This window comes from Chitinophaga sp., from assembly GCF_036569185.1.
GTDB lineage: Bacteria > Bacteroidota > Bacteroidia > Chitinophagales > Chitinophagaceae > Chitinophaga.
In genome coordinates this window covers 11,959-36,903 of record NZ_DATCRD010000183.1, presented here as the reverse complement: position 1 = coordinate 36,903, position 24,945 = coordinate 11,959, and the positions used below count along the sequence as shown (strand labels likewise).

Sequence of the window (24,945 nt, the reverse complement as noted above, 5' to 3'; positions counted from 1 at the left end):
TCTTTACGCTGCATTGCTATTACTTAAAGCCCCGTGTGGCGCGCGACGCACCGGGCCCAAGCCTCAGTGGCACCTGTCATGGAATAGCTAACTAACATGCCAGCCAGTTTATAAAACCAAACATTTATTTGTACGATATCCCAAATACATATCTGTGCAGGGGTATCCTATGCGCTCTTTAAATATTCCTCAGTTATGAAACTTACACTAGTGCTATTACTTGCAACCGTATTGCAGGTCAGAGCGGCAACATACGCTCAATCGATTAATCTGAAAGTTAAAAATGCATCCCTCGAAGAAATATTTACACAGATAAGGTTGCAAACGGGGTTTAACTTTTTATACAATCCCAGTGTACTGGAGGAAACCAGGAAAGTTTCCGTCACAGTTACCAATGCCTCGCTGAAAGCAGTGCTGGATCAATGTTTCAAAGACCAGCCCGTAGTATACGTGATCACTCAGAACAACGTAGTGATCAGCCGCAAGACCCCGGTACCGGAAACACATGCCGCACCCGTGGCAGACATCAGGATAACCGGGCAGGTAAACGACAGTAAAGGCTCGCCTGTTCCCGGGGTATCGGTCACCGTTAAAGGCGCCGCCACCGGCGCCATTGCAGATGGCGATGGTAAGTACAGCATTTTAGTGCCGGATAGATCTGCCATCCTGGTATTCCGCTCGGTTGGCTTTATCAGCCAGGAAATAGCGGTGAATGATCAAACGGTGATCAATGTAACCCTGGCAGAAAAGCCATCGGCTTTGAACGAGGTGATCGTGGTGGGTTATGGTTCACAAAAGAAAGCGGATGTTACCGGCTCTATCGCCTCTATAGATGAAGAAGCGCTGAAAAGCGTGCCGGCAAGCAACCTGGTAAGCGCGCTGCAAAGCCAGGCGCCGGGGCTCGACATACAAAAAGCCGGCGGTAACAGTCACCCGGGGGCCACTCCCTCCATCTCTATCCGGGGGCAGCGTTCCCTGGGCGCCACCAACGACGTATTGTATGTTGTAGACGGCATACCCTTCAACGGCACCTATATTAATGACCTTAACCAGGATGATGTAGTAGCCGTGCAAATATTAAAAGACGCTTCCGCTACTGCTATTTATGGTTCAAGAGGCGCCAACGGAGTCATACTGATCACCACCAAACGGGGCAAAACAGGTGCGCCGGTAGTTACTTACAGTGGTTATGCCGGCGTGGTAAGCCCGCTTGGTTACTATGATGTGATGGATCCCAAAGCCTATGAAACCTACAAAAAATGGGGCTATTACAATGCAAACAATCCGAATACCATTGGTACTCCCAATCCATATAATGGAATAGATGATCCTAAGTTCTATACAGATGGGATCACCTTCCTGCCTGCTGAACTGGCCGGTATAAAAAACGGCACTGCTACCGACTGGCAAAAGCTGATTTTTAAGAACGGGTTTAAAACCAATCACCAGCTGGGCTTGTCCGGCGGTACAGCCTCCACCAAATATGCGGTTTCCGCTGGTTTTTATGACGAAACCGGTTTGTTTCCCGGTCAATCGTTCAGGCGTTATAGCTTCAAAGCAAGTATTGACCAGCAACTGGGAAAAATATTTAAAGTGGGCATCAGCTCGATGAATACGGTGAGTAAAATTAACGGGGAAAGCATCAACCCGGTGGCCCAGGCGCTTACATCCAGCCCGCTTACCGTTCCCTACGACGAAAAAGGCAACCTCATTCCATTCCCGGGAGGCGGCTCCTTAACTTATAATCCCCTGGCCAACCTGAAGCCTGGCGCAGTGGTCCAGAAACGTTCCCGGTATAATACCTTTACCACTGCATATGCAGAAGCACAGATTACGCCGCACCTTAAATACCGTTTTAACGGGGGCGTGGAAATTACTCCGGAAACTTATGGCGAGTTTTATGGCAGCGCCACTTATCAGAACCTGAGCGGTCCTTCCACTGCAAAAAATACCAATTACGATTACTATGATTATACGCTGGAAAACCTGCTGGTGTATGAAAATACGTTTGCCAAAAATCATCACTTAACGGCTACCGGCCTGTTTAGCTACCAGGAGGATTATAAATCATCTACCACCTTCAGCTACAACAATATCCTGGCAGATTATATCCAGTATTTCAACCCTGCACTGGGCGCCAATCTCAAAGGAGAGGGCAGTTATTCGAAGTTCAACATCGTTTCCTTTATGGGACGTATTAACTACGACTATAACAGCAAATACCTGTTAACCCTCACCATGAGATCCGACGGTTCTTCTACGCTGGCGCCGGGGAATAAGTATCATGTGTTCCCATCGGCAGCCGTTGGCTGGAACATCACCCGGGAAGATTTCATGAAAAACATTCCAGCCATATCAAACCTGAAGTTGCGCGCCGGCTACGGAACAGTAGGAAATGCGGCCGTAAATCCTTACCAGACACTGGGGGGACTGGCATCCATCAATTACAATTACGGTTCCTCCAACGTTACCGGCACTTATCCTAATAATGTGCCCAATCCCAACCTGGGCTGGGAATACACAGCAACGCTGAACATGGCCGTCGACTTCAGCCTGTTTAACGACCGCCTCAGCGGATCAGTGGATGTTTATCAGCAACGCACCAGCGATCTTATTCTTCCACAAAACCTGCCCATTACAACGGGCTATACTTCACAGTTCCTTGCCAACGTAGGTAAAACCGAAAACAAAGGGCTGGAGATCAATATTGCTTCTGTCAATATCAGGGCCGCAAGCCGGAAAGATTTTGGCTGGACCACCAATTTCAATATCACCTTTAACCGCAATAAAATTACCGCGTTGCAAAACGGCGTCACCCAGGACATCGGTAATAACCGGTTTGTAGGCGCTCCTATTAATGCGCTTTATAACTATGTACGGCTGGGTATCTGGCAAAATACAGCAGCCGATTCGGCCCTGGCCAGGAAGCTGAACCTCACGATGCTGGGATCGGGTTCTGTGATCGGTACCATAAAAGTAGCAGACCTGAATGGCGATGGTGTAATTAACTCGAACGACCGTACGATTGTGGGCTCACGGCAGCCAAAATTTTTCGGTGGCTTCACCAACCGCTTTAGTTATCGTGGCCTGGATCTGACCGTGGTAGCTACCTACCGCGTGGGAGGCACACAGATCGCTTACTGGCTTCAGCCCGGCAGTAACGTAAATGCACTAAACGGGAAGATGAATAACCTGAACATTAATTACTGGACCCCTTATAATAACGAAAACACCTATCCTAAACCTAATTTTAACGTAGGCTCGCCCACCTATGGCGACCTCCTGGGTTATTATGATGCCACTTATCTTAAAATAAGGACGATCAATCTTGGCTACACGTTGCCGCCTCAGATGATCCGTAAACTCGGTATACAGGCGCTCCGGGTGTATAGCAGTTTGAATGACGCCATCATTTTATTCTCCCCGCTGCACAACCGGTTTCCAGGTGTAGACCCCGAATCCGCAGGCACCCTGGGCGTAGATACACCGCCGAATAAATCGATACTGTTTGGTTTAAATGTTACATTTTAATTTCTATCACGATGAGATCTATTATATATAAATCCATTCCACTGGCAGCTATTGCTTTTTTAAGTCTGAGCTGTAACAAACAATTGATTGAAGAGCCTCATTCAGGGCTGATTCCACAATATTTCAATACTGCACAGGGCTTTCAGTCGGGCCTGGATGCCGCGTATGCCGGTAACCGGAATATATGGGGAACTGAAAACTTTATGACCATGACCGTGCCCGGCACCGATGAATTCAAATCCGGCGGCGGCGGTAATAATGATTTCAATATTTATTCCAGCAGCTTCGACGCCAGCAGCGGCTGGGTGTCTGGCATCTGGAATGCCTGTTACACCTTCATCAACAACTGCAATGGTATCATTGACAACGGACCGGTGGTAACCGGCCTTGATCCTAACACTGTGAAGCAGAAAGTGGCTGAAGCAAAATTCCTGCGCGCCAATTACTATTTCCTGCTGGTCCGTTTCTGGGGCCCTGTTACGCTTAACACCCATTTTATCACAGAGCCCAGCACCAGCGCTACCAGGGCGCCTCTTGCGGATGTTTACAACTTTATTATCCAGGATTTAAAAGACGCCATTGCCGGATTGCCACCAAGTCCTGTGCAAAACGGCGTATTGCCAGGTAAAGCCACTGCGGCGGCGGCATCGCACCTGCTGGCAAAAGTATATCTCACCAGGGCTTACTCTGATGCTAAACAATCCGATGATTTCCAGAATGCCTATGCTACTGCAAAAGGCCTGATCGATAACAGCGCAGGCTTAGGTCTTGGCCTGCTGCCTGATTTTGCTTCCGTATATGCCGAGGGCAACGAGGGCAGCAAGGAAGTGCTGTGGAGTGTACAACATACTACCAATCTTACCTATAACAACAACAGCAGCGAATTAAATTTTCACTATGTAATGGGATATGAAAACTTCCCCGGCCTGGTTCGCTCTATGGCCTATGGGCGCCCGTTTGCGCGTGTACAGCCCACCCGCTGGATGAGCGACACCTGCTTTGCTGATAAAACAAACGATACCAGGTATTATAAAACGTTCCAGTCGGTATGGCTATCCAATTCCGCCGATAAAATCCCGAAAGTAAATGGTGTTCCCAAATATGCGCTTGGCGACACCGCTATTTTTATGCCCGGAGTTGATGTGAGCGATGCGGAGATTAACGCAACACGCTACCTGCTGGTACCGCCCCGGAAGTATACCCTGCAGTTATTTCCGACCATGCTCAAATACCAGGATACTAAAAGGGCGGGTATTAATGATCCATCAGTAAGACCGGTAATTGCCTACCGCCTGGCAGAAACTTACCTGCTGGCGGCGGAAGCAGCTTTCAATATTGGCGACAACGCCAGCGCCGCCCTATATATTAATGCGGTACGTGCGCGGGCCGCATTTCCCACCGGGAATGCAGCAGCCATGGCTATTACGCCAGCTGATGTAACGCTGGATTATATCCTGGACGAAAGAGCGCGTGAGTTAGCCGGAGAACAAACCCGCTGGCTGGACCTGGTGAGAACAAAGAAACTGATAGAGCGTGTAAAATTACATAACCCGGATGCCGGGGTGAATATTAAAGACAAGCATCTGCTGCGGCCAATACCTCAAAGCCAGATAGACCGGACCATTACCGGTGATAAGTACCCGCAGAATGCCGGTTACTGACCAGGTATTTTGCATGTCCGCGGATCGCTTACAGATCCGCGGACCATTTTCTCTTATACCGGCCTTTGATTCAAAAAGTATAAAGACTCAATCATGATCAAAAGATATTTCAGCAGCATTCTTTTCCTATCGTTTTTTATTGTTCAGGTAACATTTGCACAGTCGGCCTCTCCCCTGCCGGATTGGGCTTTGGGAGGTTTTGTAAGACCACCCGGGAAGAATCCTATCATTTCACCGGACACCACTACCGAGTTCACCGACCCGATGAGCAAGTCGGTCATAAAATGGGAGATCAACGATACCTTTAACCCCGGAGCTGCTGTTAAAGAAGGTAAAATAGTGGTGCTTTACCGGGCGGAAGATAACACCGGTATAAAGATCGGTAGCCGTACATCACGCCTTGGCTATGCCGAAAGCAAGGACGGACTGCATTTCAAACGGAAAAAAGAACCTGTTTTTTTCCCGGCGGAGGATGATCAAAAAGCATTTGACTGGCCTGGTGGCTGTGAAGATCCGCGAATAGCCATCACTGAAGATGGTACTTATGTGATGCTGTATACCCAGTGGAACCGTAAGGTACCGCGTTTGGCGGCAGCCACGTCAAAAGACCTGGTGCATTGGACCAAGCACGGGCCTGTTTTCCAGGACGCCTATAACGGTAAGTTCTTCAACATGGCAACCAAATCAGCCTCCATTCTCACGCAGGTGAAGGGTAATAAGCAGGTGATTGCCAGGGTAAACGGGCAGTACTTCATGTATTGGGGCGAGCGGCATGTGTATGCAGCCACCTCAACCAATCTTACCGACTGGCGCCCTTTAGTTGACGATAAAGGCGAATTGCTGATCCTGGCCTCTCCCCGAAAAGATTATTTTGATAGCGATATGACCGAATGCGGCCCTCCTGCCCTGCTTACCGATAAGGGCATTGTGCTGTTATACAATGGCCGGAACAGTAACACCAAAGGCGATAAACGTTTGGCGGCAGGCACCTACAGCGCCGGCCAGATGTTGTTTGACAAAAACGACCCCACCAAACTGATAGCGCGGCTCGATGAGCCATTTTTCAGGCCCCGTGAAGCTTTCGAGAAACGGGGACAGTATGCAAGCGGAACTGTTTTTATAGAAGGGCTGGTATGGTTTAAACAGAAATGGCACCTCTATTACGGCTGTGCCGACTCCAGGGTGGGAGTAGCCATTTATGACCCAAAACACCCGGCAGACCCTGATCCTGTGGAGGATACCGGCCGTTAAGGATACTTATAAACAGGTGCTCCCCCTGAAGGGGAGCGCCGTTCTAAACATGGTTGGCGAAGGTGGCCGTCCGGCCACATCAGGTTTTCCATTTGGCAGATTTATTTGTATATTGTTGACAAGCATAATCCCTTATAGCTTATGGCAATGAGCTGAATTTATACAGGGCCTGTCCGGTAACCTGCCCTTGAATTTATTATGTTTATCAATTAATACCAGAATATCAAAACGGCAATATCCATATCCTGTCGCTACTTTGACCTAAAGTATATGTTTAAACAGAAATTGATTATTCATATTATCTGGGTACAGTTATGCTGTCTCTCTCTAAACATAGTTCATGCTCAATCAACGCTTATTAAACAAAAAAAGGAAGAATGGCCTTTTATTAAAGACAGCATCGCGTTGATCGATAATCTGAATCAGATTGGATTGCTATATCATTTAAAAGATCTTGACAGCAGCTTCTATTATGCGATGAAAGCCAAGCGTATTGCGAGCAGACTGCATTATCGTAAAGGGATAACTGATGCAGATAACGTTATTGCGACAATGCTTTTGCTGAAAGGTTTGTTTAAAGAATCGTTGGAATTATATAGTAAGGTACTAATTGCCTACCAGGCGCAGTCTGACTCAGCTAATGCAGGGCAGGTACTGAGCAATATAGCCACTGCCTATAAAACGATGGGAGACACTAAAAAAGCTGTAATATTTTCCCGGTACGCCCTTCAGGCAGTCGCCCATTTGAAGCAGGATAGTATTGTGAGCTTGCTATATATCAATTATTGTATCAATAATCCGTCCCTTTCTGCAGACAGCGTAGGATATTATCTCCACAAATCCAGGGAAATCGCAGACCGCTACAAAGATGAGGCGATGATGGTTTTGTCAATGCAGGAACAAGCTGACTATATGCTTAAACAGGGGCAAAGACAGGAAGCGCTGCCCCTGATTAGTGAGTCCCTGTCCAGGTCTGTGAGCACCGGGATGGAATATTTTGAGATAAATGCATATGGGCTGTATGCCAATTATTACAACGATATACCGGATAGTGTTGTTCATTATTATAAGCAAGCCTACCAACTGATAGAGGAAATGGGGTTTTCCAGTGTTAAAGTTCCGGTATTAAAAGCAATATTGGAATTTACCAGGTTATCCAGCAATAAAGCAGATACCAGCCATATACAACATCTGATCTCATCGGTACTGACTACGGAGAACGAAAATCTGAAGAAGTTCATCGGGGATTATGTCAGGTATACCGCAATAGAAGATGACAACAAATTTCTGGAAATCAGCAACCGGAATAAACAAACCAAAATATGGTTGCTGATGGCAGCATTTAGCGTCACCTTCGTATTATTAGCTTTAATACTATGGCAGTTCCGGACCACCCGTTTGTTAAACGGGCGAATATCTGAAAAGAACAATCACATGCAAAAAGCGCTCAATTCACTGGAACAGAGCCAAACTGATAATACCCGGATGATGAAGATCGTTGCCCATGACCTGCGTAATCCGATTGGCGCATCACTTTCTCTTGCAGACCTGATGCTGGCGGATCCGGGCCGGTCAATGGAAGACAAGAATATGCTTGAAATGATGAGGACCTCATGTGAGCATTCACTGGAGCTGGTCAGTGACCTGTTGCAGATACATAACCGTGCGGAAGAGTTAAAGAGGGAATCAGTGGATATCCGGAATTTGCTGCATTACTGCGTAGAATTGCTACATTTTAAAGCAGCGGCGAAAGCACAGCAGATCCAGTTGCAGGCAGAGCCTGCGATAGTGTATGTAAGCAGGGAAAAAATATGGAGGGTGGTGAGTAACCTGATTACCAATGCGATCAAATTCAGCGCTACAGGCGCAGAAATTTTAGTACGCCTGCAAGTTAAGCCGGATATAATTATCATTTCGGTAGCAGATAATGGCATTGGCATCCCCCCGGAGATGAAGGAAGAGATATTTGATATGTTCACACGGGCTAAAAGGAAAGGTACAGCCGGGGAGCACTCCTTCGGACTGGGATTGGCTATCTCAAAGCAGATCGTAGAAGCGCACAATGGCCGCATCTGGTATGAAAGTGATCCGGGTAAAGGAACCACTTTTTTTGTGGAACTACCTGTAAACATTATAATTTGATCCTGCAAGATAGTAACACAGGTAATTCAACCAGAGGAAGCATTTTATCACCCGCCAACCACTGCTGATAATTATGTAAATCTTCCCCATAATTGTATAACAGCATCTCTCATGGCTTACCTAATCTTTGCATAAGTTCAAATAACCAGGTCTTATGCTGAATAATTATAGGATTTTAATAAAAGGAATGGTCTGCGACAGATGTATCCTGGCCATCCGGGAAGTGTTCCGGGAGCTGGATATCGCCGTGGTGAACATCCGTCTCGGAGAAGTTACTACTATATCCGCTTTATCGGCCCCGGATATTGCCATGCTCAGTAAAAAACTGGCAGCGCTGGGGTTTACGCTGCTGGAAGACAAAAAGACCAGGCTTGTACGCGATATAAAATCACTGATTGAACAAGTGTATTCAGGCAATTATGATTTCCCTGATAATTTCCGTTTCTCCGACCTGGTAGTAAGCAAGCTGCATAAAGACTATAATACCGCGAGCAGTATTTTTTCAGCCGCTGAAGATGTGACCCTGGAAAAATACATCATGGAATACCGGATAGAAAAAACCAAGGAGCTATTGGTTTATACCGATGAAACCCTGGCAGATATTGCATTTAAATTAGGATTCAGCAGCGCAGCGCATTTATCGCGCCAGTTTAAATCCACTACAGGCCTGAATCCCTCGTATTTCAAAAATATCCGCAAAACCAAGCTATCCCTTTCCCATGGTCAGGATCCCCGGTCTTAAAATTATATACAATTCACAGGTAATAGTATAACATCCCAGCCTCCCGCCCGGTGTAGCTTTGTAAAAAATCAGGAAATATGTCTACAGCTATATCAGCACAGCAGGAAACAACTGCTGTCAGAAAGAAAAAAACAGCAAGTATAAAAGAAACCTTTCCCGTATTGGAAATGACGTGTGCAGCCTGCGCTGTAAGCGTGGAATCGATGTTGAAATCAGTGCCCGGTGTAGAAGACGCCGGTGTTAATTTTGCCAATCAAACCGCCTGGGTACAATATAACCATGAAAGCGTTACACCTGAAGACCTGCAAAATGCTATCCGCTCTATAGGTTATGATCTGCTGATTGAAAAAGAAAACCAGGAAGAAGTTAAAGAAGAAGCCCGGCGAAGGCATTACCAGGAAATAAAAAGAAGAACGGTCTGGTCATCCGTACTATCGCTGCCGGTGGTCATCATTGGTATGTTCTTTATGAATATGCCATATGGCAACTGGATCATGATGGCATTGGCCACCCCGGTGGTGTTCGTCCTGGGCCGCAGCTTTTTTGTGAATGCCTGGAAGCAGGCCAGGCACAGGAAAGCCAATATGGATACACTGGTAGCGCTCAGTACCGGCATAGCCTGGCTTTTCAGTGCATTTAATACCATATATCCCCAGTTTTGGCACCAGCGTGGTTTGCATCCGCATGTTTACTTTGAGGCCGCTGCCGTTGTAATCGCCTTCATCTCACTGGGTAAACTACTGGAAGAGAAAGCCAAATCCAATACTTCTTCTGCCATAAAAAAACTCATCGGGCTGCAACCTAAAACAGTGTTGCTGGTTGGCCCCGGCGGCAATACCAGTGAAGTGCCCATTGCGGCCGTTAAAGCAGGCGACCTGCTGCTGGTAAAACCCGGTGAAAAGATCCCTGTAGATGGTAAGCTGGCTGCCGGCGAATCTTATGTAGATGAAAGCATGATCACAGGCGAGCCGGTACCTGTTGCCAAGAAAGAAGGCGATAGCGTGTTTGCAGGTACCATCAACCAGAAAGGCAGTTTCCGTTTTATTGCAGAAAAAGTAGGTACAGATACACTCCTGGCGCAGATCATCAAAATGGTGCAGGAAGCCCAGGGCAGTAAGGCCCCGGTACAGAAACTGGTAGACAGGATCGCCGGGATATTCGTGCCCGTAGTAATTGGCATTGCTATCCTGACTTTTATTTCCTGGATGGTATTGGGTGGAGATAATGCTTTTACCCATGCCTTACTGACTTCCGTTACCGTGCTGGTTATAGCCTGCCCCTGCGCGCTTGGCCTGGCTACGCCCACAGCCATTATGGTGGGCGTGGGCAAAGGAGCGGAAAACAACATTCTTATTAAGGATGCAGAAAGCCTGGAGCTTGCGCATAAGGTAGATGCTGTGATACTGGATAAAACCGGTACCATTACCGAAGGCAAACCGCTAGTTACCGACATCAACTGGAACAGCGTAGAAACAGATCAACAGGTACTGCAATCTGTATTATTTGCGCTGGAATACCAGTCGGAACATCCGCTGGCAGAAGCTGTAACAGGATACTTATCGGCCGCCGGCATAGGACCGGTAGCGTTAAAAGGTTTTGAAAGTATTACCGGGCAAGGCGTAACAGGCACTTATAACGGGCAGACCTATTTTGTGGGTAATAAACGTTTACTGGAAGCAAACCATATTATTATAAACAACAGGTTGGCCGCACAGGCAGCGGGTTTACAGGAAGAAGCCAAAACAGTTATTTATTTTGCTGATACCAAAGAACTGCTTGCCATTATTGCTATTGCAGATAAAATAAAAGAAACTTCGAGGCAGGCTATCCAGTCATTACAACGTGATGGAATTGCAGTATATATGCTTACAGGCGATAATGAGCATACTGCCGCAGCCGTAGCAAGAGAGATAGGCATAGCCACCTATAAAGCGGAGGTATTGCCCTCCTATAAGGCAGCCTTTGTAAAAGAGCTGCAGCAGGCCGGCAAAGTAGTAGCCATGGTGGGCGACGGTATTAACGATTCCCAGGCCCTGGCCCAGGCCGATGTAAGCATTGCGATGGGCAAAGGCTCCGATATAGCCATGGACGTTGCTAAAATGACGCTGATCACTTCCGATCTTAACAGCATTCCAAAAGCGCTCAGGCTTTCTACCAAAACGGTGAGCACCATTAAACAGAATCTTTTCTGGGCCTTTATATACAATGTGATCGGTATCCCCATTGCCGCCGGTGTATTATTCCCGGTAAACGGGTTCCTGCTGGATCCCATGATTGCCGGCGCCGCCATGGCCCTCAGCTCTGTGAGCGTAGTGAGCAACAGCCTGCGACTGAAAGCGGCAAAGTTATAATACGGAAAATAAAAATGTACGAAGAATGAGTTCACAGATATGGAGCACTGCAGCAATTATCCATGAAACCAATAATGTTGTAACGATAGTATTTAATACAAACGGGCATCCTTTTCAATATAAAGCAGGGCAGTTCATTAATATTACACTTGAAATCAATGGCGCCCCTGTTACCCGGTCTTATTCCCTAAGCTCATTGCCTGACAAAGATGCCAGGCCATCTATAACTGTTAAAAAAGTGCCGGGAGGCCTGATGAGCAGTTATATTACTGATAACGCCAGCCGGATTCAGTATTGGCAGGTATCAGGCCCCTTTGGTTCATTTACGCCAGCGCAGGACACTTACCATAAAGATCATGTTGTACTACTGGCCGGCGGCAGCGGTATTTCACCGCTGTTTTCCATAGCCCGTTCAATCATCCACCGATCCCAACATACTGCCGTTACGCTTATTTATTCCAGTCGCACCAAAGAAGAGATCATTTTCCGCAAAACGATGGAAGAATGGGCGGCCCGGCATCAGGGGCGGGTAAATATCCACCATGCTATATCGCAGGCAGAAGATACTGATGCTACATCTCCTGACTTCATTAAAGGAAGGATCAATAAACTCGTTGCGAGGAAACTTATCAAATTAATTGTAGGAGATGCGATGGACACTGCTCATTACTTTCTCTGCGGGCCTGTTGAATTAATGAAGATGTATAGGGATATGCTCACCAGTCAGCAGGTACAGGACGATAACATTTACATGGAGTGGTTTGCGCCGGAGCAGGAAGCAGGCGATACTTCCATACCGGAAAATATGCAGGAAGTATTGCTGCATTTTTTTGAACAGTCCAACCTGCTGGAGGTGCATCCCGGGAAATCTATCCTGGCGGCCGCTCTCGAGGATAAAATCCCGCTCCCCTACTCCTGCAAATCAGGTACCTGTGGAATATGCGCTGCCAGGCTAACATCCGGGAAGGTGAGCATGGTCTGCAATTATGCACTGAGGAAACCGGACCTGGAAGCGGGGCTTATCCTGCTTTGCCAGAGCTATCCGCTAACCAACGATGTAACCGTGGAAATTGACTGATAATAATTATATAAAAGTTACAGGCAATAGTATAAGATGCAACATCCGTACCCGCAGTAACTTTACATCATCAAATCAAAATAATTTAACTTTTAAAGAAATAAACATGGAAACAGTTCAGTTCAAAACAAATATTAAATGTTCAGGTTGTATCGCTGCCGTTACGCCGGTATTAAATGAAGTAGCTGGTCAGGATAACTGGGAAGTAGATCTTCTCAGCCCGGATAAATTATTGGTCGTTTCTACAGATAAGGCAGGAAAAGAGCAAATACAGCAGGCCATCGAAAAGGCAGGGTATAAAGCAGAAGCAGTAGCCTAAATTAATACCGTCATTATTTTAAACACACAGCCCGGTAGTTAATCAGCAAAAACAGTGGATCAATTTTCTGTTCACTGCTGGTTAACTACCGGGCTATTTATATCCTTACCAATCTCAGCTATTATAACATCCCACTTCGTAGATAGCCTTCCCCTTTTTACTATGCCCAATAAGCTGCCACATACATTCTTGCGGGTTTTAATTTCCTTTCAACCAGGCCATTACAGCCGGACCGCTGCATTAATGACCAGTGCTGGTATGATATTTATGACAGCTGTCAGATAATACCCCGGAATATGAAGAAGCTCATACTATCTGTAACCATACTGCTGTTAGTAGCGCTTGTTGTGCATGCGCAACATGAACATCATATGAACAAAAAAGATACAGGCAGATCAGGTAAGCCGATAAAAGATAGTGCAATGCAGGAAGAAGGAGATATCCCGATGAGCCATGCTTTTTCGCTTCATCTGCCTATGAACAGGAATGGCTCCGGCACCGGTTGGCTGCCGGATGCTTCTCCAATGTACGGCTATATGCTGCATTCAAAAAAGTGGATGTATATGGTACATGGCAACCTGTTCCTGCGGTACACCAACCAGGATGCGGGCAATAAAGGAAGCAGGGGCAACAGCAGGCTGGATGCACCCAACTGGTTTATGCTGATGGCGCAGCGTAAGGTGGGCAGCAAAGGGTTGTTTCATTATAATGTGATGATTTCCCTCGACAGGCTTACGGAAGGCGGCGCAGGATACCCGTTGTTATTCCAGTCCGGCGAAAGCTGGCATAACAAGCCGTTGGTGGACAGGCAGCATCCGCATGACCTTTTTTCTGAGCTGTCTGTCAGTTATACCTACGCTTTTTCCAGGAAAGTGGATGCGTTTATTTACTTTGGTTATCCCGGGGAGCCGGCCATTGGCTCTGTGGCATTTATGCACCGGCCCTCTGCGCTTTCAAATCCTGATGCCCCCATCAGTCATCACTGGAATGATGGCACCCATATCACTTTCGGGGTGGCTACACTTGGCGTAAGATTAGACAGGTTCAAGCTGGAAGGCTCTCTTTTTACCGGCAGGGAGCCGGATGAGAACAGGTATGATTTCGACAAAATGCGGTTCGATTCCTGGAGCGGCCGATTATCATACAATCCTTCACAGCACTGGGCTTTCCAGGTTTCGCACGGGTATATCAAAAGCCCCGAGTTATTGCACCCGGATGAAAACGTTAACCGTACCACTGCTTCTGCTGTTTTCAGCCTGCCGCTGGAAAATGACCGCTGGGTGAATGTAACAACGCTATGGGGACTGAATAAAACTACCGGTCATAACGGCGAGAATGCCGTGTTGCTGGAAGGTGCTTTACGTTTGAAAAAGACGGAGGTATATACCCGGTACGAATGGGTGCAGAAATCAGTGGAAGAACTGGACCTTGACCCGGTGAAGTATGGAGAAGAAACCATTTTTCCGGTGAATGCGCTTACTGCCGGCATCAGCTATGATCTGCTGAATATAGCAAAAACGCGGCTTGCTTTGGGCGGACAGTTCAGTGTGTTCTTTAATGAGCGTTCGCTGTACGGGTTGTATGGAAAAAATCCTATGGCTTTGGAGGTTTACCTGAGACTTTATCCAGGGTTGATGAAAATGAATATGCAACATAAATAATACCTGATATGAAAACACATTCCGGGAACCTGATAAAAGCTAAGGAAACTGCCCTTGTTTCCATCTCCCATTAAAATATAAAACAAACACAAAATTATATAACATTCAATGGAGGAGTTACCCCTATTTTTACCACGAAATGAAAAAGGCACTTGCACTCATATTAGCACTTCTTTATGTAAGCTCCTCTACCGGCGCCACCTTCCATATGCATTACTGTATGGGCAAGCTGGTGGAAGTGATGCTATGGCATGGGGAAGCAAAAAAATGCAGCAAGTGCGTTGCTAAACCCTGCCAGGCATGCGCCAAAAAATGTTGCAGGGATGAACATAAAACGGTGAAGCTGGAAAAAGACCAGAAAGCCGCTGAATATGCCTTTCATTTTATCCAGGTGGCAGCAGTGGCTGCTCCCCTTTCCTTTTTTGAGCTTCTACAGGTATATGCAGCTTCTTTGATGGTGGAATACCCCACCGGTAATGCGCCGCCCCGAAGCAGCAAAGTGCCGCCCCATATCCTCCATTGTACCCTCCTTATCTGATTCCTGCCCCGGTTTACTACCCGGTAATTACCTGATCTTTTTGGCAACATAGCCAGCGCTATGGCTTATGCTGTACTGCCTCCCGCAGTAACGGCTGTCTCATGCCAGAAATACAACAATATACAATAGCTGCGGCTGCAGCTGATTACAGAAAAGAACAGATATGGTACATCGTATTATAGAATGGTCATTACGCAACCGGTTTATCGTACTGGTGATGGCGGCAGCTATGTTTGCCTGGGGAATTTTTGCAGTAAAGAAAAACCCTATTGACGCCATCCCCGATCTCTCCGAAAACCAGGTAATTGTATTTACAGAATGGATGGGCCGTGGCCCTCAACTGATCGAAGACCAGGTCACCTATCCGCTGGTGACTAATTTACAGGGGCTTCCCAAAATCAAGTATGTACGTGGTACTTCCATGTTTGGCATGAGCTTCATCTACATCATCTTTAATGATAACGTAGATATTTACTGGGCCAGGGAAAGAGTACTGGAGAGACTAAGTACCATTTCCAGGACATTGCCAACCGGGGTTACACCGCAACTGGGGCCTGATGGCACCGGCGTAGGACATATCCTCTGGTATACGCTGGATGCACCGGGTATGGACCTGGGAGAACAGCGCGCCCTGCAGGACTGGTACATAAAATTCGCCCTGCAGAATGTAGAAGGGGTGAGTGAAATAGCCTCCTTTGGCGGTTTTCAAAAGCAATACCAGGTTACCGTAGATCCTAACAAACTGCTTTATTATAAGCTCTCCGTAGCAGAAGTGATCAACGCCATCCGTGCAAATAACAATGAATCCGGCGGGCGGAAATTTGAGCTGAGCGACATAGGCTATATCATTAAAACATCCGGTTACCTGAAGTCGGTTGCTGAGATAGAAAACATTCCCGTTAAAACACAGAACAGTATACCTATCCGTGTGGCCGATGTGGCCGCAGTACAAATGACGGGAGAAACCAGGCTGGGCATTTTCGACCAGGACGGGCAGGGCGAGCGTGTAGGCGGCATCGTTGTAATGCGTTATGGTGAAAATGCAGCAGCCGTAATAGATAAAGTGAAAGCAAAAATGGAGGAGGTAGCCAAAGGATTTCCACAGGGAGTAAAGTTTGATATTGTGTACGACCGGGGCGAGCTTATCAAGGAATCTGTAGACTCCATCAAACATACGCTTATAGAGGAGATGATAGTGGTATCTGTTGTGGTGATCATCTTCCTGTTCCACTGGCGAAGCGCGCTTAGCATTATTATCCAGATCCCCATCACGCTGGCAGCCAGCTTTATACTCCTGAACGCCTTTGGGATTTCTTCCAACATTATGTCGCTGACCGGTATTGCACTGGCCATTGGCGTTATTGTAGACAACGGCATCATCATGAGCGAAAATGCCTATAAACACCTGGCAGAGCGGTATGCGCAGTGGCAGGATGAGCAAAAAAACAAGTAACTATGAACTGGCTGAAGAATATATTTAAGAAAACGCCGCAATGGATATCAGAAGAAGAGCGGTTAAAGATCATTGAACAATCCAGCAAACAGGTATCCCGGGGGGTATTTTTTGCAACGGTCATTATCATTACCTCGTTCCTGCCGGTATTTATGCTTAGCGGCCAGGAAGGTAAGCTGTTTCACCCGCTCGCCTATACGAAAACTTTTATCATGATCGTGGATGCGTTTTTGGTGATAACGCTTGCACCCGTGCTCATCTCTTTCTTTATGAAAGGCAGGTTCAGGCCGGATCATGATAACCCCGTAAACCGGGTGCTGGAGAAAATTTATGAGCCCATTATAAAAGGCGTACTGAAATGGCGTAAAACAACCATCGCTATTAATGTGATCGCACTGGTTATTACCATCCCTTTGCTGAAAAGCCTGGGGAGTGAGTTTATGCCGCCGCTGGATGAACAAAGCATATTATTTATGCCGGTTACCTTACCGGACGTTTCAAACGGGGAAGCCAAGCGTATTTTACAGGTACAGGACAAGATCATCAAATCCGTTCCTGAAGTAGATAAGGTACTGGGGAAAGCCGGGCGGGCCAGCACTGCTACCGATAACTCGCCCATCAGTATGATTGAAACCATCATTATGCTGAAGCCCAAATCCCAATGGCGGGAAGGCAAAACCAAGAAAGACATCATCAATGAACTGGATAGCAAGCTGCAGATACCCGGCGTTGTAAACGGCTGGACCCAGCCTATTATCAACCGTATCAATATGCTGGCCACCGGTATTCGTACAGATGTTGGGGTAAAGGTATATGGTCAGCATCTCGATACTATTGCGGCAGTATCCGAGCGGGTGAAAAAAGCCCTGGAAGGCACTCCCGGTATTATGGACCTGTATGTGGAACCGGTTACAGGCGGCAAGTATTTAAATGTGGATGTTCGCCGGCAGGACCTGGCGCGTTATGGTTTGAACGTAGACGACGTGAACCAGACCGTGGAATCTGCACTGGGTGGCGCTCCCATCGGCAACACCGTGGAAGGCCGGCAACGTTTCTCCATCAGCGTGAGGTTAGCCCAGGACTACAGGAATAGCGTGGAGCGCATTAAACGTATACCGGTGATGTCGCCCACGTTTGGTGAAGTGCCTTTGTCGTCTGTAGCCGATGTGAAATTTGTAGATGGGCCACCCATGATCTCCTCTGAAAACGCGATGCTGCGCGGCGCTGTATTATTCAATGTACGCGGGCGCGATCTGGGCGGCACTGTGAGCGAAGCCATAGAAAAGATGAGTAAGGCTAAAGGCATTCTCCCTCAAGGATATTACCTGGAATGGAGCGGGCAGTATGAAAACCTGATCCGTGGCCAGCAAACACTGATGTGGATTGCCCCCATCGTGCTCATCATCATTTTCTTCTCCCTGTATTTTGCATTTAATTCTGTAAGGGAAGCATTCCTGAGCCTCATTACCGTGCCTTTTGCATTGATTGGCGGCGCCTATATGATCTATTGCTGGGGAGTGAACCTTTCTGTTGCAGTAGCGGTAGGTTTTATCGCGTTGTTTGGCATAGCCGTGGAAACGGGGATCGTGATGGTGATTTACCTGAACGATGCCATGCAGCAGCTGGTAAAGCAGAAAGGCAATTCTTCAGCAACAATTACTAAAGAGGACCTGCAACTGGCCGTTATTCACGGGGCTGCGAAGCGCTTACGGCCCAAACTCATGACCGTATGCGTATCCCTGTTTGGATTGGTGCCTGTTCTATGGGCCACCGGCGTAGGTACAGATGTGATGCAACCAATTGTACTGCCTATGATTGGCGGTGTGCTTACTTCTTCCACACATATTTTACTGGTAACGCCGCTGATCTTTTTACTGTCGAAGGAATATGAATTACGCAAGTACGGAAAAATAGAGATTCATGAAGTACATCACTAAATATATACTGATCATAACGTTCTGGGCGCCGTTAAAACTGGCGGCCCAACAAACGCCGGTATTACCGCTGGATACCATTCTGCAAAGAGTGGATAAAAATAATATCCTGTTACAAACATACGGTCTGAAAGCAGAAAGTTATAAATACAGTGCAGATGCAGCCACCGCCTGGATGGCGCCCATGGTTGGCGTGGGCACATTTATGACGCCATATCCCGGGCAAACGATCATGGACAACAGGGATAAAGGCAGCCTGATGCTGCAACTGGAACAGGATATACCTAACCCGGCCAAGCTGAATGCCAGGAAAAAATACATCGCTTCCCAGGGAAATATTGAGCGGGCCACGAGGGATATCACGCTGAATGACCTGAAGGCGCAGGCTAAACGCCTGTACTTTAACTGGATCATTGCTCAACAGCGTATTGCTGTATTAGAGGAGAATGAGAAGATCATGATAACGATGAAGAAGATCGAAGAAGTGCGCTATCCATACAATCAATCTCAGCTCAGCGGCGTATTTAAAGCCAATGCAAAGATTGAGGATAACCATAACATGATCCGTATGCAGGAAGGTACCATTGCAAAAGCCCGGTCCTGGCTCAACAGCCTGATGAACGCACCGGGCAGCCAGGTATTTGATATAGACACTGCTTACCAGCCGGTATTTGAACCAGCCTTCTCTTATGATACCGCTTCTCTTGCTACTGCAAGAAAGGATGTAATAAAAATGGATGAAAACATCCGCTCCATGCAGCTGAATATTGAAAGCATGAAACGGGAAAAGAAACCTGATTTCAAAGCAAGGTTTGATCACATGTATCCGCTCGATAAAATGATGCCCAATGCTTTCAGCGCCATGGGTATGATCAGTATCCCGATTGCGCCCTGGTCGTCCAGGATGTATAAATCAGGCATCAAAGCCATGCAGTATAATGTGCAGGCCATGGAAAAGGAAAGAGCCGCTATGCTGCAGGAAACACAGGGAATGCTGTATGGTATGCAGTATGAAATACAGTCTATGCAAAAGCGCATTAAAGCGATGGAAGAAAAAATCATTCCTGCACTACGGCAAACCCTGGATGCCAACTTCCTGAATTACCAGGAAAACAAACTGGCTTTATCTAATGTGATCGACTCCTGGGAAGCACTCACCATGATGCAGTCTGATGTACTGGATGAGAAATTAAAACTCTATGAAATGATAGTGGATTATGAGAAACAGTTATATCGTTAAAATGTTACCCGGTATGCTCCTGGTTTTATCCGGACTGGCTGCCTGTAAAAATAAAACAGGTAAAACTGATCATGCCGGGCATAATGAGCTGGCGATGGACAGCAGTATGGCCAGCCTTACAAAACCGGTGAATGCACAGGTGCTCGCCACCATTCCCGCTATCAGCGCAGAAAGCGGTATGCGGATCTATGCTTCGGAAGTAAATGGGGTTGTTACTTATGATACCCGTAATCAGACCAGTATCTCCAGCCGGGTTGGAGGACGCGTAGAGCGGTTGCTGATAAAATATAATTATCAGCCGGTAAAAAAAGGACAGTTGATCATGGAAGTATACTCCCCGGGCCTGGCGGCAGCCCAACGGGAACTCCTATACGTAGCGCATAGCAGCCCGGATATGCTGCCCGGGGCAAGGCAGCGGTTACAGCTGCTTGGCATGCAGCCGGGCCAGATTGACCAGGTGCTGAGAACAGGCAATGTCCTTTACCGCATCCCTGTTTACAGCAACAGCGATGGTTATATACTGGAAAAATCAGCAGTTGGTACGGCTGTCGCGCTCCCGGCTTCAGCGCCTGCCCCTGGCGGTGATGGTATGGCAGGCATGGGAGCCGGCGCCTCCACGACCGCAACATCCCCGGCTCCGGCTGCACCTGCGGCTACTCCTGTACTTCTGCGTGAAGGCCAGTATGTAAACGCCGGGCAATCGCTTTTTACCATTTACCAGGCCCAATCCCTGGTGGCTGAATTTGCCTTTCCATCCCGGTTAGCAGCCGGCATTAAACCCGGGCAGCCATTATTATTCTACCCCACAACCGATGACAATGCCATGCAGGCTGGCGCCATCGGTTTAATTGAGCCGGTATTCCGGGGGGGAGTGAACTTTACGCTGGCAAGGGTATACCTGGCCGATGATCATTTCCAGGTGGGACAACTACTGTATGCAAATGTTCCAATTGTGTATACCAACGGCTGGTGGCTGCCTAAAAAAGCGGTATGGCGGCTGGGTAATAAATCGATGCTGTTCAGAAGGGAGAAGGATGTATATGTTCCCGTTGCAGTAGAAACGGGCGTAGTGGCTAAAGATATGATACAGGTAACCACCAACATCGGCGACTGGAAAGTAGCCTCCAACGCTGCTTACCTGGTGGATAGCGAGAGCTTCATTAAAATCAATAACTAAACTGCAACAATAGCAATATGGAAAGAAAAAGTTTTTTAAAAGCAGTTGCGTTTGTTTCGCTTACGCCGGCAGTATTACTGGCTGCCTGTAAGGAAGCAGGTAAAAAAACAATGGCAGATGAAAAGAAGCAAACCTATACCTGCCCTATGCACCCGCAAATAGTGCAGGATAAGCCAGGCGCCTGCCCCATATGTGGTATGGACCTGGTACCATTTGATAAAAATAATAAAGAAGCTTCTCTTACCCTGGGAGAAAGCCAGATAGCATTGGCTAACATCACTACTACGGTAATCGGCGCTGGTGCATTATCCAACTTCAGGCAGCTGAATGGGCGACTGGTAACAGATCCGGAAAAGTCTGCTGTTATTTCCAGCAGGGTACCTGGAAGGATAGAAGCGCTGTATGTAAAAGAAACCGGTGTGAAGGTGAGCAAAGGTCAGCCTTTGTATAAAATATACTCTGAGCAATTGGCTTCCCTTCAGCAGGAATACCTGCTGGCAGTGGCACAGGTAAAGCAATTCCCGGATGATGCCCGTTTCCGGCAGATCGAAAAAGCGGCCCGGCAAAAACTGGCACTGTATGATCAGTCGGACGCCGATATCAACCAGTTGATACAAGCTCAAAAGGTGCATCCTTATGTCACCTATCCGGCTACTGTTAGCGGCGTGGTTTCGGCACTTACAGCCGCTGAGGGGCAATATGTACCGGAAGGTGGCGCCGTGATGCAGCTGGATGGCTATAGCCAGCTATGGGTGGAAGCCGATCTGTATCCCGCAGAAGCAGCTGCTATCCGTGTTGGACAATCTGTGAAAGTCATTATTGCCGGATGGGAAAATGAGCCGCAGCAAATGACCGTACAATTTATCAATCCGGCATTGCAGAGCGGCAGCCAGCTGATGCAGGTGCGGGGAAGTATTCCTAACCCCGATAACCGCTGGCAACCCGGTTTGCAGGCAAATATACTATTGCCCGTTACAAGCAAAGGCGATGTACTGAGCTTACCGGTAGATGCAGTTATCAGGGATGGTAAAGGCGCTCATGTGTGGATCGGAAAAGCCCGTGGAAAATTTGAGCCCCGTATGGTAAAAACAGGTATGGAAAATTTTGATGTAGTAGAAATTACAGATGGATTACACGCGGGCGATACCGTAGTTGTAACCGGGGCTTACCTGCTGTATTCCGAATATATCCTTAAAAAAGGCGCCGACCCAATGGCCGGTATGCCTGGAATGTAATTTCACCAATATAAAAATCCAAGACCAATGAAACAATTCACAAAAGTAGCCGTAGCTCCGGTATTTGCATGGATGTTCCTCGCCGCATGCAACACCGGCAAGACAAACAAAGAAAACAGTACTGCCGGTTCCGTTAATCAGCAGCAGCCGGCTGCAACCGAGGCTGCACCGGGTGTCCGGCTGAAAGATGATAAGCTGAACGCAGTATACGAGCACTATGCCCTCCTGACAACAGCATTGATAAAAGGAGATGTTAAAGAAGCCCGCCTTGCGGGAAATGCTATTGCAACAGGCGCCAGGGAAATACCAGGCGGCGAATCTATCGGCTTACATGCATCAAAAATCACCGCTACGGCTGATGTGGAAGCTCAGCGGGCGGCCTATTCAGCATTAAGCAATGACTTCATCTCCCTGGCAAAAAAATCCGGTCTTACTAACGGCCGGCTCTATATTGATTTCTGCCCCATGGCGATGAATGATAAAGGAGCTTATTGGATAAGCGGAGATAAATCTATACAGAATCCTTATTTCGGTGAAAAGATGATGACCTGCGGAGAAGTAAAGGAAACCATTCAATAACGCTTAATACAACCTGCATAAATTTCTTTAAACATCAAAAAACAGAAAAATGAAAAGGATCATTATCGGCGCTTTAGCGATGGCCACCATTACTTTTGCTGCCTGCAACAGCAGTCATCCATCTCATGAAGGCCATGAACACGACAGTTCCGCCATAGCAGGCGAAGCCGTGCAACAGGAAGCTGCAGCAGTAAAGCCTCAGTTTACAAATGTAGATCCTGCCACTGCAGCATCTTTAAAACTGGTAGTAGATCATTACCTGCATATTAAAAACGCATTGGCTGGAGATAATGCCAGCGAAGCCGCCAATGGCGGCAAAGGAATGGCAGCAGCCATGGAAAAAGTGGATAAGGCAGTAATGACATCCGAACAGCAGCAACTATATACCGAAAATGAAGATGATCTGAAAGAGCATGCAGGGCACATCAGCAAAAACGGAAATAATATTGAGCACCAGCGTGAGCACTTTGCACAGATGAGCGAAGATGTATATGCGCTTGTAAAATCTTTTGGTGGCGGTCAGGCGCTGTACCATGATCACTGCCCTATGTACAACAATAACAAAGGCGCCTTGTGGCTGAGTGAATCAAAAGAAATAAAGAACCCCTATTTCGGCAGCGAAATGGCTACCTGCGGAGCTGTTAAGGAGGTAATGGCGCCTTCGGCGCTTTAGATTGTCCTGGTGCTGGATTACGCTGATTATACTGATTAGCTGGATTTTATTTATTTTTTAGAGAGATAAGGGGAGATAAAACGTAATTATATGCTTTTATCGCGCTTCATTATTTTTATAAAAATCAAAAATCAAATTAATCAGTATAATCCGCGTAATCCAGCACCAGGACAATTTCTGCGCCGAAGGCGCAGGCTGTCATCAAAATTACGCTATGGTTTCTATTATTGCTGTTATATCGCCTATACTTTTGTTACCGGTTGATACAGCCGTACAACGAAGCCTGAACCTGTTATCCAAAGACGCTTCCTGTTTAAGATACAATGTTACTGTTTCCCCCGAAAGCCCCAGGTTATCGGCCAACAATGTCATTTCCCTTACACAGAGTTTCAACAGGTGGTTTCCTGTAACATGATGAATATAGGCTGTGGCCAGGTCCAGCAGGGAATTCATCAGGATAGCCACTGGCAGGGCAGGCAACTGCGGGAAGTGCCCGGCGCAATTAGTATCCTGAATTTTGCCCAAAGAAGCAGAAGCCGACGGACCGGAAAATGACAGATCAAAAAGCGGGTTTTTCTGATAATAGGGATTTTTTTGCCCGAAGACCGGTACCTCTCTGTATAAGTCGACATAGAAGCGCTCAAAAAGGGTGTGGTGCAGCACATGAAAGGTCGCATCTATTCCACAGATGAGTTGATTTTGGTTGTCCAGTAAACATGCTTTTATTGTGGCTTTTCTTTTGCTGAAAAAAGTACATTCTGCTGTTGCTATCAGTTCGCTTGCTGCATAATACTCCCTTTCCATGGATCTTCTATATGTTCCTGCATGTGCCAGGTAATAATGTTTTTGTTTTACCGGGTTTACCAATGCGCAACATACTGACCCCAGTATAGCAAGGTGCCGGCAGGCTTCAGCCGCACTTACAGGAAGGATTTCATGCCCCACAGGCTGCTCGGGTCTTATTCTGGCAGTTGCAAAATTATTGGCGTCTGCACTTACATCCTGCAAGGCATAATAAGGCTCATGAACATCTATTAATTGAAAGATATCTTCTTTTGATAGTTTTCTGACAGCACCTTTTGTTTCGTCCAACGCGATCGCTTTGAATTGGATCTCCATCATATCAGTGCTTTTAATTATTTGCAGGCTTTCCATAGATTTATATGCTTAGATTTGATTTATCGGGTTAAACAGATTACAGATCGGGTACGACAGGGTGGATCCCTGATGGAATGTAGCTTTAGCGAGGGAAGCATATTACAGTTATTAAATGGTTATTCTGAGTGCAGCAGACTACAGCTGATGGTGCCCATGCGGCTGCCAACAACCGGCAGGCTTCTGAGCAGTTATTACTATCGTTGCATATAGCGCTGCATCTTC

The 24,945-nt window shown here is 47.0% G+C and carries 18 protein-coding genes; 17 read left to right on the top strand and 1 reads right to left on the bottom strand.

Translation table 11 applies throughout. The features are described from left to right. Positions 1 to 195 precede the first annotated feature (195 nt). The 17 genes from VIM72_RS14055 (at position 196) to VIM72_RS13975 (ending at position 23,565) form a co-directional block, all read left to right on the top strand. A complete protein-coding gene (locus VIM72_RS14055; protein WP_332003453.1) occupies positions 196 to 3,531 on the top strand; it encodes a TonB-dependent receptor in 3,336 nt (1,111 codons plus the stop codon). Between the two features lie 11 nt (positions 3,532 to 3,542). Beyond that, positions 3,543 to 5,192, top strand: coding sequence for a RagB/SusD family nutrient uptake outer membrane protein (locus VIM72_RS14050; protein WP_332003452.1), 1,650 nt, complete (start codon positions 3,543 to 3,545; stop codon positions 5,190 to 5,192). A 93-nt stretch (positions 5,193 to 5,285) separates the two neighbouring features. After that, positions 5,286 to 6,443 (top strand): glycoside hydrolase family 130 protein, encoded by a 1,158-nt coding sequence (locus VIM72_RS14045; protein WP_332003451.1) that lies wholly within the window; start codon positions 5,286 to 5,288, stop codon positions 6,441 to 6,443. Between the two features lie 552 nt (positions 6,444 to 6,995). Next, positions 6,996 to 8,585 carry a tetratricopeptide repeat-containing sensor histidine kinase gene (locus tag VIM72_RS14040; RefSeq protein ID WP_332003450.1) on the top strand — a complete coding sequence of 530 codons (1,590 nt, stop codon included), beginning with the start codon at positions 6,996 to 6,998 and terminating at the stop codon, positions 8,583 to 8,585. A 187-nt stretch (positions 8,586 to 8,772) separates the two neighbouring features. After that, positions 8,773 to 9,327: a helix-turn-helix transcriptional regulator gene (locus VIM72_RS14035; RefSeq protein WP_332003449.1), complete on the top strand. Its 555-nt coding sequence runs from the start codon at positions 8,773 to 8,775 to the stop codon at positions 9,325 to 9,327. Positions 9,328 to 9,404: 77 nt separating this feature from the next. Beyond that, on the top strand, positions 9,405 to 11,678 hold the full coding sequence (locus tag VIM72_RS14030) for a heavy metal translocating P-type ATPase (RefSeq protein ID WP_332003448.1): 2,274 nt from the start codon (positions 9,405 to 9,407) through the stop codon (positions 11,676 to 11,678). A 25-nt stretch (positions 11,679 to 11,703) separates the two neighbouring features. Beyond that, entirely contained in the window at positions 11,704 to 12,756 is a 1,053-nt protein-coding gene (locus VIM72_RS14025; protein WP_332003447.1) for an iron-sulfur cluster-binding domain-containing protein, read from the top strand. A gap of 106 nt (positions 12,757 to 12,862) precedes the next feature. Then, on the top strand, positions 12,863 to 13,075 hold the full coding sequence (locus VIM72_RS14020) for a heavy-metal-associated domain-containing protein (protein ID WP_332003446.1): 213 nt from the start codon (positions 12,863 to 12,865) through the stop codon (positions 13,073 to 13,075). Between the two features lie 296 nt (positions 13,076 to 13,371). Continuing rightward, on the top strand, positions 13,372 to 14,736 hold the full coding sequence (locus tag VIM72_RS14015; protein ID WP_332003445.1) for a hypothetical protein: 1,365 nt from the start codon (positions 13,372 to 13,374) through the stop codon (positions 14,734 to 14,736). A 139-nt stretch (positions 14,737 to 14,875) separates the two neighbouring features. After that, positions 14,876 to 15,274: an HYC_CC_PP family protein gene (locus VIM72_RS14010; RefSeq protein ID WP_332003444.1), complete on the top strand. Its 399-nt coding sequence runs from the start codon at positions 14,876 to 14,878 to the stop codon at positions 15,272 to 15,274. A gap of 163 nt (positions 15,275 to 15,437) precedes the next feature. Continuing rightward, positions 15,438 to 16,727: an efflux RND transporter permease subunit gene (locus VIM72_RS14005; RefSeq protein ID WP_332003443.1), complete on the top strand. Its 1,290-nt coding sequence runs from the start codon at positions 15,438 to 15,440 to the stop codon at positions 16,725 to 16,727. 2 nt (positions 16,728 to 16,729) lie between these two features. Continuing rightward, on the top strand, positions 16,730 to 18,664 hold the full coding sequence (locus tag VIM72_RS14000) for an efflux RND transporter permease subunit (RefSeq protein WP_332003442.1): 1,935 nt from the start codon (positions 16,730 to 16,732) through the stop codon (positions 18,662 to 18,664). Beyond that, positions 18,648 to 19,901: a TolC family protein gene (locus tag VIM72_RS13995; protein WP_332003441.1), complete on the top strand. Its 1,254-nt coding sequence runs from the start codon at positions 18,648 to 18,650 to the stop codon at positions 19,899 to 19,901. The genes VIM72_RS14000 and VIM72_RS13995 overlap by 17 nt, the downstream gene beginning before the upstream one ends. Further along, positions 19,879 to 21,078, top strand: a complete 1,200-nt coding sequence (locus VIM72_RS13990; protein WP_332003440.1) for an efflux RND transporter periplasmic adaptor subunit — start codon at positions 19,879 to 19,881, stop codon at positions 21,076 to 21,078. The genes VIM72_RS13995 and VIM72_RS13990 overlap by 23 nt, the downstream gene beginning before the upstream one ends. A 17-nt stretch (positions 21,079 to 21,095) precedes the next feature. Continuing rightward, positions 21,096 to 22,313, top strand: a complete 1,218-nt coding sequence (locus VIM72_RS13985; protein WP_332003439.1) for an efflux RND transporter periplasmic adaptor subunit — start codon at positions 21,096 to 21,098, stop codon at positions 22,311 to 22,313. A 27-nt stretch (positions 22,314 to 22,340) separates the two neighbouring features. Beyond that, the gene (locus VIM72_RS13980; protein WP_332003438.1) at positions 22,341 to 22,892 is read left to right on the top strand and encodes a DUF3347 domain-containing protein; all 552 of its coding nucleotides are present in this window, start codon (positions 22,341 to 22,343) and stop codon (positions 22,890 to 22,892) included. Positions 22,893 to 22,941: 49 nt separating this feature from the next. Further along, positions 22,942 to 23,565: a DUF3347 domain-containing protein gene (locus VIM72_RS13975; RefSeq protein ID WP_332003437.1), complete on the top strand. Its 624-nt coding sequence runs from the start codon at positions 22,942 to 22,944 to the stop codon at positions 23,563 to 23,565. A 207-nt stretch (positions 23,566 to 23,772) separates the two neighbouring features. Here VIM72_RS13975 and VIM72_RS13970 read toward each other — a convergent pair whose 3' ends face one another. Beyond that, positions 23,773 to 24,687 (bottom strand): hypothetical protein, encoded by a 915-nt coding sequence (locus VIM72_RS13970; RefSeq protein WP_332003436.1) that lies wholly within the window; start codon positions 24,685 to 24,687, stop codon positions 23,773 to 23,775. Between the last annotated feature and the right edge of the window lie 258 nt (positions 24,688 to 24,945).